This window comes from Streptomyces violascens (assembly GCF_014649955.1).
Taxonomy (GTDB): domain Bacteria; phylum Actinomycetota; class Actinomycetes; order Streptomycetales; family Streptomycetaceae; genus Streptomyces; species Streptomyces violascens.
Genome location: NZ_BMUA01000004.1, coordinates 376,724 through 392,408 on the forward strand (window position 1 = coordinate 376,724; position 15,685 = coordinate 392,408).

16 protein-coding genes are annotated in these 15,685 nt (G+C 71.0%); 15 read left to right on the top strand and 1 reads right to left on the bottom strand.

Going from position 1 to position 15,685, the window contains the following annotated elements; genetic code table 11:
- Window positions 1–3 precede the first annotated feature (3 nt).
- From IE206_RS12770 to nusB, 13 genes are all read left to right on the top strand, one after another.
- A complete protein-coding gene (locus IE206_RS12770) occupies window positions 4–333 on the top strand; it encodes a DUF6167 family protein (protein ID WP_189962218.1) in 330 nt (109 codons plus the stop codon).
- A complete protein-coding gene (gene alaS / locus IE206_RS12775; RefSeq protein ID WP_189962219.1) occupies window positions 333–3,002 on the top strand; it encodes an alanine--tRNA ligase in 2,670 nt (889 codons plus the stop codon). Before IE206_RS12770 ends, alaS begins: the two co-directional genes overlap by 1 nt.
- Window positions 3,002–3,466, top strand: a complete 465-nt coding sequence (ruvX, locus tag IE206_RS12780; RefSeq protein WP_189962220.1) for a Holliday junction resolvase RuvX — start codon at window positions 3,002–3,004, stop codon at window positions 3,464–3,466. Before alaS ends, ruvX begins: the two co-directional genes overlap by 1 nt.
- A 101-nt stretch (window positions 3,467–3,567) precedes the next feature.
- Window positions 3,568–5,316 (top strand): endolytic transglycosylase MltG, encoded by a 1,749-nt coding sequence (mltG, locus tag IE206_RS12785; protein WP_189962221.1) that lies wholly within the window; start codon window positions 3,568–3,570, stop codon window positions 5,314–5,316.
- Entirely contained in the window at window positions 5,297–6,139 is an 843-nt protein-coding gene (locus IE206_RS12790) for a shikimate dehydrogenase (protein ID WP_189962222.1), read from the top strand. Before mltG ends, IE206_RS12790 begins: the two co-directional genes overlap by 20 nt.
- Before the next feature lie 245 nt (window positions 6,140–6,384).
- Window positions 6,385–7,569, top strand: coding sequence for a chorismate synthase (gene aroC, locus IE206_RS12795; RefSeq protein WP_189962223.1), 1,185 nt, complete (start codon window positions 6,385–6,387; stop codon window positions 7,567–7,569).
- A complete protein-coding gene (locus tag IE206_RS12800; RefSeq protein ID WP_308433924.1) occupies window positions 7,566–8,084 on the top strand; it encodes a shikimate kinase in 519 nt (172 codons plus the stop codon). Before aroC ends, IE206_RS12800 begins: the two co-directional genes overlap by 4 nt.
- Window positions 8,081–9,175 (top strand): 3-dehydroquinate synthase, encoded by a 1,095-nt coding sequence (gene aroB, locus IE206_RS12805; protein WP_189962224.1) that lies wholly within the window; start codon window positions 8,081–8,083, stop codon window positions 9,173–9,175. Before IE206_RS12800 ends, aroB begins: the two co-directional genes overlap by 4 nt.
- A complete protein-coding gene (aroQ, locus tag IE206_RS12810) occupies window positions 9,172–9,621 on the top strand; it encodes a type II 3-dehydroquinate dehydratase (RefSeq protein ID WP_189962225.1) in 450 nt (149 codons plus the stop codon). Before aroB ends, aroQ begins: the two co-directional genes overlap by 4 nt.
- Before the next feature lie 125 nt (window positions 9,622–9,746).
- The gene (locus IE206_RS12815) at window positions 9,747–10,700 is read left to right on the top strand and encodes a Pro-rich N-terminal domain-containing protein (RefSeq protein WP_189962226.1); all 954 of its coding nucleotides are present in this window, start codon (window positions 9,747–9,749) and stop codon (window positions 10,698–10,700) included.
- Between the two features lie 168 nt (window positions 10,701–10,868).
- Window positions 10,869–11,975 carry an aminopeptidase P family protein gene (locus IE206_RS12820; RefSeq protein WP_189962227.1) on the top strand — a complete coding sequence of 369 codons (1,107 nt, stop codon included), beginning with the start codon at window positions 10,869–10,871 and terminating at the stop codon, window positions 11,973–11,975.
- 69 nt (window positions 11,976–12,044) lie between these two features.
- Window positions 12,045–12,611, top strand: a complete 567-nt coding sequence (efp, locus tag IE206_RS12825) for an elongation factor P (RefSeq protein ID WP_053724515.1) — start codon at window positions 12,045–12,047, stop codon at window positions 12,609–12,611.
- A 2-nt stretch (window positions 12,612–12,613) separates the two neighbouring features.
- Entirely contained in the window at window positions 12,614–13,042 is a 429-nt protein-coding gene (gene nusB / locus IE206_RS12830) for a transcription antitermination factor NusB (protein WP_189962228.1), read from the top strand.
- A gap of 164 nt (window positions 13,043–13,206) precedes the next feature.
- Here the strand turns inward: nusB and bldD are convergent, their stop codons facing one another.
- Entirely contained in the window at window positions 13,207–13,707 is a 501-nt protein-coding gene (bldD, locus tag IE206_RS12835) for a transcriptional regulator BldD (RefSeq protein WP_014044812.1), read from the bottom strand.
- 295 nt (window positions 13,708–14,002) lie between these two features.
- Between bldD and pyrR the strand changes: the two genes are divergently transcribed.
- Entirely contained in the window at window positions 14,003–14,605 is a 603-nt protein-coding gene (gene pyrR, locus IE206_RS12840; protein ID WP_189962229.1) for a bifunctional pyr operon transcriptional regulator/uracil phosphoribosyltransferase PyrR, read from the top strand.
- 95 nt (window positions 14,606–14,700) lie between these two features.
- On the top strand, window positions 14,701–15,684 hold the full coding sequence (locus IE206_RS12845) for an aspartate carbamoyltransferase catalytic subunit (RefSeq protein WP_189962230.1): 984 nt from the start codon (window positions 14,701–14,703) through the stop codon (window positions 15,682–15,684).
- Window position 15,685: the final 1 nt, after the last annotated feature.

A 15,685-nucleotide genomic window follows, 5' to 3' on the forward strand; every position in this document is an offset into this window, starting at 1 on the left:
GCGATGTTCCGCCGTACGTTCTGGTTCACCGCGGGCGCGGCCGCCGGAGTCTGGGCCACCACCAAGGTGAACCGGAAGCTGAAACAGCTCACCCCGGAGAGCCTGGCCGCGCGCACCGCCGACAAGGCGGTCGAGGCCGGCCACCGGCTCAAGGACTTCGCCCTCGACATCAGGTCCGGCATGGCGCAGCGCGAGGCCGAACTCAATGACGTCCTGGGCATCGGCGAGAGCGAGCCGCCGCGCGAACTTCCCGCGCAGCGCCGCCTCGTCGCCATCGAGACCACACAACAGCAGTACCCCAAGCATTCGTACAACCGGAATGAGGACCACTGATGGAGTCGGCCGAGATTCGCCGCCGCTGGCTGAGCTTCTTCGAGGAGCGCGGGCACACCGTCGTCCCTTCGGCGTCGCTCATCGCGGACGACCCGACTCTGCTGCTCGTCAACGCGGGCATGGTCCCCTTCAAGCCGTACTTCCTCGGTGAGACCAAGCCCCCCGCGCCGCGCGCCACCAGCGTGCAGAAGTGCGTGCGCACGCCGGACATCGAGGAGGTCGGCAAGACCACCCGGCACGGCACGTTCTTCCAGATGTGCGGCAACTTCTCCTTCGGGGACTACTTCAAGGAAGGCGCCATCAAGTACGCCTGGGAGCTGCTCACCAGCTCCGTGGCGGACGGCGGATACGGCCTGGAGCCCGAGAAGCTCTGGATCACGGTCTACCTCGACGACGACGAGGCCGAGCGCATCTGGCACGAGGTCGTCGGTGTGCCGAAGGAGCGCATCCAGCGCCTGGGCAAGAAGGACAACTTCTGGTCCATGGGCGTGCCCGGACCGTGCGGCCCCTGCTCCGAGATCAACTACGACCGCGGCCCCGAGTTCGGCGTCGAAGGCGGCCCGGCCGTCAACGACGAGCGGTACGTGGAGATCTGGAACCTGGTCTTCATGCAGTACGAGCGCGGCGCCGGCGAGGGCAAGGAGGACTTCCCGATCCTCGGCGACCTGCCCTCCAAGAACATCGACACCGGCCTCGGCCTCGAACGCCTCGCGATGATCCTGCAGGGCGTGCAGAACATGTACGAGACCGACACCCTGCGCGTCGTCATGGACAAGGCCACCGAGCTGACGGGCGTGCGCTACGGCGACAAGCACGAGTCCGACGTCTCGATGCGCGTCGTCGCCGACCACATCCGTACGTCCGTGATGCTCATCGGCGACGGTGTGACTCCGGGCAACGAGGGCCGCGGCTATGTGCTGCGCCGCATCATGCGCCGCGCCATCCGCAACATGCGCCTCATGGGCGCCACCGGCCCGGTCGTCCAGGACCTGATCGACGTCGTCATCAAGACGATGGGCCAGCAGTACCCGGAGCTCGTCACCGACCGCAAGCGCATCGAGACGGTCGCCCTCGCCGAGGAAGCCGCCTTCCTCAAGGCGCTGCGCGGCGGCACCAACATCCTGGACACCGCCATCACCGAGACCAAGGCCACCGGTGGCACGGTCCTGGCCGGCGACAAGGCGTTCCTGCTCCACGACACCTGGGGCTTCCCGATCGACCTCACCCTGGAGATGGCCGCCGAACAGGGCCTCTCCGTGGACGAGGACGGCTTCCGCCGCCTGATGAAGCAGCAGCGGGACCAGGCCAAGGCCGACGCCCGCGCCAAGAAGACCGGCCACGCCGACCTGTCCGCCTACCGCGAGGTGGCCGACGCCTCGGGCGAGACCGACTTCACCGGCTACGGCTCCACCGAGAACGAGTCGACCATCGTCGGCCTGCTCGTCGACGGCGTGCCCTCGCCCGCCGCCACCGAGGGCGACGAGGTCGAGGTCGTCCTCGACCGCACCCCCTTCTACGCCGAGGGCGGCGGCCAGCTCGCCGACCAGGGCCGGATCAAGCTCGACACCGGCGCGGTCATCGAGATCCGCGACGTACAGAAGCCGGTCCCGGGCGTGCACGTGCACAAGGGCGTCGTCCAGGTCGGCGAGGTGACGGTCGGCGCGTCCGCGTACGCCGCCATCGACACCAAGCGCCGCCGCGCGATCGCCCGCGCCCACTCCGCGACCCACCTCACCCACCAGGCGCTGCGCGACGCGCTCGGCCCGACGGCCGCCCAGGCCGGCTCCGAGAACTCGCCGGGCCGCTTCCGCTTCGACTTCGGCTCGCCGAACGCCGTTCCCGGCACGGTCCTCACCGACGTCGAGCAGAAGATCAACGACGTGCTCTCGCGCGAGCTGGACGTGCAGGCCGAGGTCATGTCGATCGACGAGGCCAAGAAGCAGGGCGCCATCGCCGAGTTCGGCGAGAAGTACGGCGAGCGGGTCCGCGTCGTCACCATCGGCGACTTCTCCAAGGAGCTGTGCGGCGGCACCCACGTCCACAACACCGCCCAGCTGGGTCTGGTGAAGCTGCTCGGCGAGTCGTCCATCGGCTCGGGCGTACGCCGCATCGAGGCGCTGGTCGGCGTGGACGCGTACAACTTCCTGGCCCGTGAGCACACGGTCGTCGCCCAGCTCCAGGAGCTGGTCAAGGGCCGTCCCGAGGAGCTGCCGGAGAAGATCTCCTCCATGCTCGGCAAGCTGAAGGACGCCGAGAAGGAGATCGAGAAGTTCCGCGCGGAGAAGGTGCTGCAGGCCGCCGCCGGTCTCGTCGACTCCGCCAAGGACGTGCGGGGAACCGCCCTTGTCACCGGTCAGGTGCCGGACGGCACCTCCGCCGACGACCTGCGCAAGCTGGTCCTGGACGTGCGTGGCCGCATTCCTGGCGACCGCCCCGCCGTGGTCGCGCTGTTCACCACCGCCAACGGCCGCCCGGTGACCGTCATCGCCACCAACGAGGCCGCCCGCGAGCGCGGTCTCAAGGCCGGTGAGCTGGTCCGCACCGCCGCCAAGACGCTCGGCGGCGGCGGTGGCGGCAAGCCGGACGTCGCCCAGGGCGGCGGCCAGCACCCGGACGCGATCGGCGACGCCATCGACGCCGTCGAGCGCCAGGTCGCAGAGACCGCGTGATGCGACGAGGACGCCGACTGGCGATCGATGTCGGTGACGCCCGGATCGGGGTCGCGTCCTGCGACCCCGACGGGGTCCTCGCCACGCCGGTGGAGACCGTGCCGGGACGCGATGTCCCGGCCGCCCACCGGCGGTTGCGGCAGCTCGTCGAGGAGTACGAGCCGATCGAGGTGGTCGTCGGACTGCCCCGCTCCCTCAACGGGGGCGAGGGCCCGGCGGCGGCCAAAGTCCGTGTGTTCACCCAGGAGTTGGCGCGCGGCATCGCCCCGATCGGGGTGCGGCTCGTCGACGAACGGATGACGACGGTCACCGCGAGCCAGGGGCTGCGCGCCTCCGGAGTGAAGTCCAAGAAGGGACGGTCCGTCATCGATCAGGCAGCCGCCGTGATCATTCTTCAGAACGCGCTTGAGGCCGAACGGGTGTCGGGCAACCCTCCCGGCGAAGGCGTCGAAGTGGTTATCTGATCGCGATACGGTAACGTTCCGGCCGATGCGGAGGCATTCGAACAGTCGCCGCACAGTAAAAGAGGCGGACCGTCCGGATGCCTCGCGGCTCTAGGGGACCGATGACTGAGTATGGCCGGGGCGCAGGCTCCGAACCGTGGCACCCGGAGGATCCCCTCTACGGGGACCAGGGGTGGGGAGCGCAGCAGGCTGCCTCCGGTCAGGTTCCGTACGGCGGTCCCGAGCAGCAGCCGCAGCAGTACCAGCAGCACCCACAGCAGCAGTACTACCCGCAGCAGCCGCACGACCCGTACGCGCCGCAGCCGCAGTACGCCGAGCAGCAGGTCCAGCAGGGCTACGTCGAACAGCCCCAGCAGGGCTACCCGCAGCAGCAGTACGCGGCCCAGCCCGCCGAGGCCCAGCAGCCCCAGCAGGCCCAGCAGTACAACGGGGGCGGGGGCGGGGGCTGGGACGCCACGGGCCAGCAGGCCGCCATGCCGTACGCGGGCCAGCAGCCCGACCCGTACAACAACGGCTACGCCGACGAGGGCAACGACCTCTACAGCACCCCCGAGGCGTATCCGCCGCCGCAGCCGCCCGGCCAGCGACAGTCGCCCGCCGTGCCCGGGGTGCCGGAGCAGGGCGGTGAGTGGGACGCCGAGCCGCAGGAGGAGAACCACCCGTTCTTCACGGGCTCCGGCGATGGCGAACGCGAAGACGACGAGCCGCGTGAGTCCCGCCGCAGCAAGGGAGACGGCGGTGGCCGCGACCGGCGCGGCAAGACCAAGAAGAAGGGCAAGAGCGGGCGCGCCTGCCTGGTCCTCGCGGTGATCTTCGCCGTCGGCGTCGGCGGGGTCGGCTACGTGGGCTACGACTTCTACCAGAAGAAATTCGGCACGGCCCCCGACTACGCAGGTGAGGGCACCAGCGAGACCGTCACCGTCGAGATCCCGACGGGCGCGGGCGGCTCCGAGATCGGCCAGATCCTCAAGCAGGCCGGTGTCGTCAAGAGCATCGACGCCTTCGTCCAGGCCCAGAACGACGACCCCAAGGGCAAGACGATCCAGGCCGGCGCCTACACGCTGAAGAAGGGCATGTCCGCGGCCAACGCGGTCAAGCTCATGCTCAACCCGAGCAGCCGCAACTCCCTCATCATTCCCGAAGGCAAACGCAACTCCTGGGTGTACGAGGCGATCGACACCCGGCTCGGCCTGCCCGTGGGCACGACCAAGGGCATCGCGCTCAAGAAGGCCGACAGCATGGGCCTGCCCGACTGGGCCAAGGGCCACAAGAACGTCAAGGACCCGCTGGAAGGATTCCTCTACCCGGCGAGCTACCCGGTCGCCAAGGGCATGAAGCCCGAGGACGTCCTGAAGAAGATGGTCAACCGGGCCAGCTCCGAGTACGGCAAGCAGGACCTGACAGCCGAGGCCAAGAAGCTCAACCTGGACGGCCCCTGGCAGCTCATCACCGTGGCCAGCCTCGTGCAGGCCGAGGGCAAGACGCACGACGACTTCCGCAAGATGTCCGAGGTCGTCTACAACCGCCTCAAGCCGGACAACACCCAGACCAACCAGAAGCTCCAGTTCGACTCGACGTACAACTACCTCACCGGCAAGAGCAACATCAAGATCGGCCTGGCCGAGATCAACGCCAACCCGGACCCGTACAACACGTACAAGTGGAAGGGCCTGACTCCCGGGCCCATCGGCAACCCCGGCACCGAGGCGCTTGCCGCCGCACTGAACCCGACGTCGGACGGCTGGATGTACTTCGTGGCCACCGATGGCAAGCAGAAGACCGAATTCGCCAAGAACCTGGCCGAGTTCAACAAGCTGAAGGAAGAGTTCAATGCCCAGTCCGGCCAGTGAGGGCGCGCGCAGGGCGGCCGTGCTCGGGTCGCCCATCGCACACTCGCTGTCCCCGGTCCTGCACCGGGCCGCGTACGCCGAACTGGGCCTCGCCCACTGGTCCTACGACCGGTTCGAGGTCGACGAGGCGGGCCTGTCCCGCTTCTTCGCGGGGCTCGACACGTCCTGGGCGGGCCTGTCCCTCACGATGCCGCTGAAGCGGGCGGTCATCCCGCTGCTCGACGCGGTGAGCGCGACGGCGGCCTCGGTCGAGGCGGTCAACACCGTCGTCTTCACGGACGACGGCCGCCGCCTCGGCGACAACACCGACATCCCCGGCATGATCGCGGCCCTGGGCGAGCGAGGGGTGACCCGGGTCGAGTCCGCCGCCGTCCTCGGCGCGGGCGCGACCGCCTCCTCGGCCCTCGCCGCGCTCGCCCGGATCTGCACGGGGCCGGTCACGGCGTACGTACGCTCCGAGGCCCGGGCCGAGGAGATGCGCGGCTGGGGCGAACGGCTCGGCGTCGACGTCCGCACCGCCGACTGGTCGCGGGCGGCCGACGCCTTCGAGGCGCCTCTCGTCGTCGCCACCACCCCGGCCGGCACCACCGACGCCCTGGCCGCGGCCGTCCCCGAACGGCCCGGCACCCTCTTCGACGTCCTGTACGAGCCCTGGCCGACGGCGCTCGCGGCCGCCTGGGCGGGACGCGGGGGAGCGGTCGTCGGCGGCCTCGACCTCCTCGTGCACCAGGCGGTGCTCCAGGTCGAGCAGATGACGGGCTGCGACAAGGCCCCGCTGGAAGCCATGCGCAAGGCGGGCGAGTCGGCCTTGGCAGGCCGCTGAGTCTCATCGCGGTGCGCGACCTCCGTCGCCCGGGCCGCACGCACGGGGGTGCGCCACCTACAGGGGTGCGGGGATCTGCGCGAGCAACCCACCACGGCCCGCACCGGACGAGATCACAGTCCGCCAGCTGGACCACGTCCCGGCCCACCATCCGGGACGTGGGAGGATCAGTGGTGGCGGGCCAGGGCCGCGCACCCCGGCCGCGCCGTCGGATTACCAGGACGCGCGAGCAACGAGGAGCACCGTTGAGCAGGTTGCGTTGGCTGACCGCTGGGGAGTCCCACGGACCCGCACTTGTCGCGACGCTGGAGGGCCTTCCCGCCGGCGTGCCGATCACCACCGAGCTGGTGGCCGACCACTTGGCCCGGCGGCGGCTCGGCTATGGACGCGGCGCCCGTATGAAGTTCGAGCGTGACGAGGTGACCTTCCTCGGTGGCGTGCGGCACGGCCTGTCGATGGGCTCGCCGGTCGCGATCATGGTGGGGAACACCGAGTGGCCCAAGTGGGAGCAGGTCATGTCGGCCGATCCCGTGGCCCCGGAGATCCTCGCCGAGCTGGCCCGCAACGCCCCGCTGACCCGTCCGAGGCCCGGCCACGCCGACCTCGCCGGCATGCAGAAGTACGGCTTCGACGAGGCCCGGCCGATCCTGGAGCGCGCCAGTGCCCGGGAGACCGCGGCCCGCGTCGCGCTCGGCGCGGTGGCCCGCTCCTACCTGAAGGAGACGGCCGGCATCGAGATCGTCAGCCATGTGGTGGAGCTGGCCGCGGCCAAGGCCCCGTACGGCGTCTACCCGACTCCCGCCGATGTCGAGAAGCTGGACGCCGACCCGGTGCGCTGCCTGGACGCGGACGCGTCGAAGGCGATGGTCGCCGAGATCGACCAGGCCCACAAGGACGGCGACACCCTCGGCGGAGTCGTCGAGGTCCTCGCCTACGGCGTGCCGGTCGGCCTCGGCTCGCACGTGCACTGGGACCGCCGTCTTGACGCCCGTCTCGCCGCGGCCCTGATGGGCATCCAGGCGATCAAGGGTGTCGAGGTCGGCGATGGTTTCGACCTGGCCCGGGTGCCCGGCTCCAAGGCGCACGACGAGATCGTGAACACCGCCGAGGGCGTCAAGCGCACCTCCGGCCGCTCCGGCGGCACCGAGGGCGGCCTGACCACCGGTGAACTGCTGCGTGTACGGGCCGCGATGAAGCCCATCGCGACCGTGCCGCGTGCGCTCGCCACCATCGACGTCGCCACCGGCGAGGCCGCCAAGGCCCACCACCAGCGCTCCGACGTGTGCGCCGTGCCGGCTGCGGGCATCGTCGCCGAGGCCATGGTCGCGCTCGTCCTCGCGGACGCCGTCGCCGAGAAGTTCGGCGGCGACAGCGTCCCCGAGACCCGCCGCAACGTCGAGTCCTACCTCGACCACCTGCAGATCCGGTGAGCAGCGGACCGCTGGTCGTCCTGGTCGGGCCGATGGGCTCGGGCAAATCCACCGTGGGCGCACTGCTCGCCGAGCGGCTCGGCGCGCCCTACCGGGACACCGACGCCGACATCGTGGCCGCCGAGGGCCGCGCGATCTCCGACATCTTCATCGAGGACGGCGAGCCGCACTTCCGCGCCCTGGAGCGGGAGGCGGTGCGCGTCGCCCTCGCCGAGCACACCGGCGTCCTCGCCCTCGGGGGCGGTGCGGTCCTCGACGAGGGCACCCGCGCGCTGCTCGCGCCGCACCCCGTCGTCTATCTCTCGATGGACGTCGAGGAGGCGGTCAAGCGCGTCGGCCTGAACACCGCGCGCCCCCTGCTCGCGGTCAACCCGCGTCGGCAGTGGCGCGAGCTGATGGACGCGCGGCGCCATCTGTACACCGAAGTCGCCCGTGCGGTCGTCGCGACCGACGAGCGCACCCCCGAAGAGGTCGCCCAGGCGGTCCTCGACGCACTGGAGTTGAAGGACGCATGACGGAGCAGGCACCCACCCGGATCCAGGTCGGCGGCGCCGCGGGGACGGACCCGTACGAAGTGCTCGTCGGCCGCAACCTGCTGGGCGAACTCGCCGGACTCATCGGCGACCGGGCCAAGCGGGTCGCGATCATCCACCCGGAGGCCCTGGCCGGCACCGGTGACGCGATCCGCCAGGACCTCGCCGCCGAGGGCTACGAGGCCATCGCCATCCAGGTGCCGAACGCCGAGGAGGCCAAGACCGCCGAGGTCGCCGCCTACTGCTGGAAGGCGCTCGGACAGTCGGGCTTCACCCGCACCGACGTCGTCATCGGCGTCGGCGGCGGCGCCACCACCGACCTCGCGGGCTTCGTCGCGGCCACCTGGCTGCGCGGGGTGCGCTGGATCTCGGTGCCGACCACCGTGCTCGGCATGGTGGACGCGGCCGTCGGCGGCAAGACCGGCATCAACACCGCCGAGGGCAAGAACCTGGTGGGCTCGTTCCACCCGCCCGTCGGTGTCCTGTGCGACCTCGCCGCGCTCGACTCGCTGCCGGTCAACGACTACGTGTCGGGCATGGCCGAGGTCATCAAGACCGGCTTCATCGCCGACCCGGTCATCCTCGACCTCATCGAGTCCGACCCGGCCGGCGCCCGCAGCCCCGAGGGCCCGCACACCGCCGAGCTCATCGAGCGCTCCATCCGGGTCAAGGCCGAAGTCGTCTCTGGCGACCTGAAGGAATCGGGTCTGCGCGAGATCCTCAACTACGGCCACACCCTCGCCCACGCCATCGAGAAGAACGAGCGCTACAAGTGGCGGCACGGCGCGGCCGTCTCCGTCGGCATGGTCTTCGCGGCCGAACTCGGCCGGCTGGCAGGGCGGTTGGACGACGCGACCGCGGACCGGCACAGCGCGATCCTCAAGTCGGTCGGCCTGCCGCTCACCTACCGCGGCGACCAGTGGCCCAAGCTCCTGGAGAACATGAAGCTGGACAAGAAATCCCGCGGCGACCTCCTGCGCTTCATCGTCCTGGACGGCCTCGCCAAGCCGACCGTCCTGGAGGGCCCCGACCCCGCGGTGCTGCTCGCCGCCTATGGCGAGGTCTCCGCATGACCCGGCGGGTGTTCGTCCTCAACGGCCCCAATCTGGGCCGCCTCGGCTCGCGCGAGCCCGACGTGTACGGCGCCACCACCTACGCCGGCCTCGTCGAGGTCTGCGAGGCGCTCGGCAAGGAGCTCGGCTTCGACGTCTCGGTCCGCGAGACCAACGACGAGGGCGAGCTCATCCGCTGGCTGCACGAGGCCGCGGACGGCCGGATTCCGGTCGTCATCAACCCGGGCGCCTTCACCCACTATTCGTACGGAATGCGCGACGCGGCCGCCCAGCGCACCGCGCCGCTCATCGAGGTGCACATCTCGAACCCGTACGCCCGTGAGGAATTCCGCCACACCTCGGTGATCGCACCCGTCGCCACCGGCACCGTCGCCGGCTTCGGTATCGGCTCCTACCGTCTGGCGCTGCGCGCGCTCGCCGACGAACTGGCCGACGAACTCGGCTGACGGGCACTGTTGCCGCTCCCCGGCCGTTCACACTGTGGCGGCCGGGAGAGGTACGGTTCTGCACCGGGCCGCCCGACGGGCGCCCGACCAGCGCCAGTTGCCTGTACGAGACGGAGTGGCACCGGATGCAGCACGCAGGGGGGGCTCCACTGCCGCCGCCCCACGCCCCGGGGCAGACCCCGCACGACTGGGCGCAGCCGATCGAGCCGGAGGCGACGGCTCCGCTGCGTCCCGGCGCGCCCCCGCCCGCGCCGGGAGCCCCGCCCTACCAGCCCGGGCCCCCGCCCGGCTCCGGGCCCGCGACCGCCCAGCTCCCCGCCCACCCGCAGTCGCCACCCGCGCCGGCCCATCACCCGGGGGCCCTGCACACGGCGGGCACCCAGCAGCCGCCCGGCCAGGGCTGGCACGGGCCCGCCCCGCAGCACGCCTCGGCCCGGCCGCCGTCCCGGGACACCACCGGTCACGTCGCCCTGCCGCCCGGCGGGCCGGTACCGATGCCGCAGGCCCCCGAGGGGACCGGCGCCACCACGCTCGCGGTGCTCCTCATCGGCCCCGCAGGAGCCGGCAAGACGACCGTGGCCCGGTACTGGGCGCAGCACCGCCGGGTGCCCACCGCCCACATCAGCCTCGACGACGTACGCGAATGGGTGTGCTCGGGGTTCGCCGACCCGCAGTCGGGCTGGAACGACCACTCCGAGGCCCAGTACCGCCTGGCCCGCCGCACCTGCGGCTTCGCCGCGCGGAACTTCCTGGCCAACAACATCTCGTGCATCCTCGACGACGCGGTGTTCCCCGACCGGCCGGTCGTCGGCCTCGGCGGCTGGAAGCGGCATGTGGGCCCCGGCCTGCTGCCGGTCGTGCTGCTGCCGGGCCTCGAAGTGGTCCTGGAGCGCAACGCGGAGCGCAGCGGCAACCGCCGCCTCTCGGACGAGGAGGTGGCCGGCATCCACGGCCGCATGGCCGGCTGGTACGGCTCGGGCCTGCCGATCATCGACAACTCCCAGTACGACGTGCCCACCACGGCCCGCCTCCTGGACGACGTCCTGGCCAGAACGATCGCCAGCCCGCCGAGCTGGTAGACCGGAGCACGCGGCGCGTGGCTCGGGGGAGCTACTCCAGCCCGTCATGGGGTCCCCTGGCCCTTGAGGCCTTGGGGGGCGAGGACAAGAACGGACCGACCACCGGGGCGGCCCCCGGTCGGACGCGCTGAACCGGCCGACCGGGCGCCCCGCTCATACGCTCGGGGCATGTCAGAGGTGTTCGCGGTGCGCCGCGGCTGGCTGCGGGACCGCTGCGCGGCCGCAGGAAGCGCGGCCGCCCTGGTCTCCCGCCCGGCCAACGTCCGCTACCTCGCGGGCGGCGCACCGCCCGGCGCCGTCCTGCTCGTCGGCCCGGCCGAGGACGTACTGCTGTGCCCGCAGACGCCGTCGGGCGACCTCATCGAGGGGCACCTCGACGAGCAGCTCCGGATCACCGTGCTGCCCGCCCCCGGCGGCGACCCGGCCGTCGCGGCCGCCGACCTCGCCCAGACCAGCGGCGCCGACTCGCTGGCCGTCGAGGAGCACCACCTGTCCGTGGCCCGCCACCGCGCGCTCGGCTCGGTGGCGCCCCGGCTGCTCCTGAGTGACCTGGGCGGGGCCGTCGAGCAGCGCCGCCTGGTCAAGGACGAGGACGAGATCGCCTGTCTGCGGATCGCCGCCGAGATCACCGACCAGGCCTTGGGCGAGCTCCTGGAGTCGATCCTGGTGGGCCGCACCGAGCGCCACCTCGCCCTGGAACTGGAGCGCCGCCTGGTCGACCACGGCGCGGACGGGCCCGCCTTCATGACCTCGGTCGGCACCGGCCCCAACTCCGGCCGGGCCGGCCACCGCCCGGCCGACCGCCGGGTCGAGGAGGGCGACTTCCTCTCGGTCTGCCTGGGTGCCACCTACCGCGGCTACCGCTGCGAGATCGGCCGCACCTTCGTGATCGGCACCACCCCGGCCGACTGGCAGATCGAGCTGTACGACGCCGTTTTCGCAGCCCAGCGGGCAGGCCGGGAGGCCCTCGTACCGGGCGCCGAGTACCGCGCGGTGGACCGCGCGGCCCGCCAGGTGCTGGACTCGGCGGGTCACGCGGAGGCCTTCGGACCGCTCACCGGACACGGCGTCGGGATCGAAATCGACGAGGAGCCGCAGCTCGCACCTGGAGCCATGGGTAAACTGGACACTTGCGTGCCGGTCACCGTCGAACCGGGGGTCCACCTCCCGGGCCGGGGCGGCGTCCGGATCGATGACACGCTCGTCGTACGCCCCGAGGCGGACGGCGGCCCCGAGCTACTCACCATCACGACCAAGGAGCTGCTAGCGCTCTAGCACGCGTACGTGCCCCGTGTACGTACCCTCGGTCGTCCACCAGCTTTCAGTCCAGGAGATTCCGCAACCGTGGCTTCCACGAACGACCTCAAGAACGGCCTGGTGCTCAAGCTCGACGGAGGCCAGCTCTGGTCCGTCGTCGAGTTCCAGCACGTCAAGCCCGGCAAGGGCCCGGCCTTCGTGCGCACCAAGCTCAAGAACGTGCTCTCCGGCAAGGTGGTCGACAAGACCTTCAACGCCGGTGTGAAGGTCGAGACGGCCACCATCGACCGCCGCGACATGCAGTTCTCGTACATGGACGGCGAGTACTTCGTCTTCATGGACATGGACACGTACGACCAGCTGATGGTCGACCGCAAGGCCGTCGGCGACGCCGCCAACTTCCTGATCGAGGGCTTCACCGCCTCGGTCGCGCAGCACGAGGGCGAGGTGCTCTACGTCGAGCTCCCCGCCGCCGTCGAGCTGGTCATCCAGCACACCGACCCGGGCGTCCAGGGCGACCGCTCCACCGGCGGCACCAAGCCGGCCACCCTGGAGACCGGTTACGAGATCGGCGTCCCGCTCTTCATCACCACCGGTGAGAAGATCAAGGTCGACACCCGCACCGGCGACTACCTCGGCCGGGTGAACAGCTAACCGTGGCTGCCCGGAACAAGGCCCGCAAGCGCGCCTTCCAGATCCTCTTCGAGGCCGACCAGCGCGGTGAGTCCGTGCAGACGGTCCTCGCGGACTGGGTGCGGCACTCGCGGTCCGACGACCGTCAGCCGCCGGTCGCCGAGTACACGATGCAGCTCGTCGAGGGGTACGCGGGCCATGTGGACCGCATCGACGACCTGATCTCCACGTACGCGGTGGGCTGGACGCTCGACCGGATGCCGGTCGTCGACCGGAACATCCTGCGGCTCGGCGCGTACGAGCTCGTCTGGGAGGACGAGACGCCCGACGCGGTCGTCATCGACGAGGCCGTCCAGCTGGCGAAGGAGTTCTCCACGGACGACTCGCCGGCCTTCGTGAACGGGCTCCTCGCCCGTTTCAAGGACCTCAAGCCGAGCCTGCGCCGCGACTAGCCTCCGGCAGGGACAAGGCCTACGAAGGGCCCGCAGCGCCACGTGTGCTGCGGGCCCTTCGGCGTGTTCGGGCGACCGTATGACCGCATACACAAATGCCGTCGGGCCCGGTGGGAGCGGAGTGCTCCCACCGGGCCCGACGGCACGTTTCTGCTGAAGGGGCGTCAGCCCTCTTCGTGGGCGACCGCGCGGCGCGCGTCCGCGTCCAGGACGCCCCAGCTGATCAGCTGCTCGGTCAGCACCGAGGGCGACTGGTCGTAGATCACGGCAAGGGTGCGCAGGTCGTCCTGGCGGATGGAGAGGACCTTGCCGTTGTAGTCGCCGCGCTGCGACTGGATGGTCGCCGCGTAACGCTGCAGCGGGCCCGCCTTCTCCGGCGGGACGTGCGCGAGGCGCTCAAGATCGAGAACCAGCTTCGGCGGCGGCTCGGCGGCTCCGCCCGGCGTGGTGCCCGGCAGCAGTTCCTGCACCGGAACGCCGTAGAAGTCCGCCAGCTCGGCAAGGCGCTGTACGGTCACGGCGCGGTCGCCGCGCTCGTACGAGCCGACCACGACGGCCTTCCAGCGGCCCTGGGACTTCTCCTCCACACCATGGAGGGAGAGGCCCTGCTGGGTGCGGATGGCGCGGAGCTTGGCCCCGAGCTGTTTTGCGTATTCGCTGGACATATAGCTCCCCGGACGCTGTGACAACGTGCGGCTCCGCCGCGCGGCTGTAACTCACTGTGAGGTTACGCAGCGTTACTTGGCCGCGTCAAGCCGAATGGTCCACACCCTGACCCCGGAGGAGTGACAGGCTCCGCGTGTGCCGGGCCCTACAGGCCACGGCGATTCGTCGGGCGCACTCACCCGTTCGAGTGATGGCCCGGTGTCGGGTGCCTCCTGGCCCCTGGTACCGTTGGTGACGCAATTCCGACGTCCTTTAAGATCCGTCCCGTGAGGCGGAGAAGGAGGTCCGTTTCATATGGACACGCAGCACCCGCAGAACCAGCAGGATCCGGCGCACCCCGATGCGGCGCGGCCCGTTCTCGAAGGCCCCGACATCGCCCGCGTCCTGACCCGTATCGCCCACGAGATCGTCGAACGTGCCAAGGGCGCCGACGACGTGGTGCTCCTCGGTATCCCGACCCGCGGCGTCTTCCTCGCCGAGCGGCTCGCCGTGAAGCTGGAGGAGATCACCGGGCGCAAGACCCCGGTCGGCTCCCTCGACATCACCATGTACCGCGACGACCTGCGGATGAAGCCCGCCCGGGCGCTCGGCCGCACGGAGATCCCCGGCGACGGCATCGACGGGCGCCTCGTCGTCCTCGTCGACGACGTGCTCTTCTCCGGCCGCACCATCCGCGCCGCCCTCGACGCGCTCGGCGACATCGGCCGCCCCCGCGCCGTCCAGCTCGCGGTCCTCGTCGACCGCGGCCACCGCGAACTCCCGATCCGCGCCGACTACGTCGGCAAGAACCTCCCCACGTCGCTGCGGGAGACGGTCAAGGTCCAGCTCGCCGAGGAGGACGGCCGCGACGCCGTGCTGCTCGGTGTCAAGCAGACCGCCCCGGCCGGCGAGCAGTAGGCCCCACCCGACCCCGTACGGCCCGACCGGACCCGTACGGCCTGCTTCTGCGCGCCCGCATGCCCAAACCTCCACCACACCTGGAGAACCCCCAGATGATGCGTCACCTCATCTCGGCCGCCGACCTCACCCGCGACGACGCCGTCCTCGTCCTCGACACCGCCGAGGAGATGGCCCGCGTCTCCGACCGGCCGATAAAGAAGCTCCCCGCGCTGCGCGGCCGGACGATCTGCAACCTGTTCTTCGAGGACTCCACCCGCACCCGGATCTCCTTCGAGGCGGCCGAGAAGCGTCTGTCGGCCGATGTCATCAACTTCGCCGCCAAGGGCTCCTCGGTCTCCAAGGGCGAGTCCCTGAAGGACACCGCGCAGACGCTGGAGGCGATGGGCGTCGACGCCGTCGTCATCCGGCACAGCGCGTCCGGCGCCCCCTACCGCCTGGCCACCTCCGGCTGGATCGACGCCCCGGTCATCAACGCGGGCGACGGCACCCACCAGCACCCCACCCAGGCGCTGCTCGACGCGTTCACCATGCGCCGCCGCCTGGTCGGCAAGGACGCGCTCGGCCAGGACCTGGCCGGCAAGCGCATCACCCTCGTCGGCGACGTGCTGCACAGCCGGGTGGCCCGCTCCAACGTCGACCTGCTGCACACGCTGGGCGCCGAGGTCACCCTGGTGGCCCCGCCGACGCTGCTCCCGGTCGGCGTCGAGCACTGGACCTGCGACGTGTCGTACGACCTGGACGCCGTGCTGCCGAAGTCCGACGCGGTGATGATGCTGCGTGTGCAGCGCGAACGCATGAACGCCGCCTTCTTCCCGACCGAGCGCGAGTACTCGCGGCGCTACGGGCTCGACGGCGACCGCATGGCCAAGATGCCCGAGCACGGCATCGTCATGCACCCCGGCCCGATGGTCCGCGGCATGGAGATCACCGCCGAGGTCGCCGACTCCGACCGCTGCACGGTCGTCGAGCAGGTCGCCAACGGCGTCCACACCCGCATGGCGGTCCTGTACCTGCTGCTCGGCGGCAACGAGCCCGCCGTCAGCCACGCCCGTCCCACCGATTCGGAGAACAAGTAAC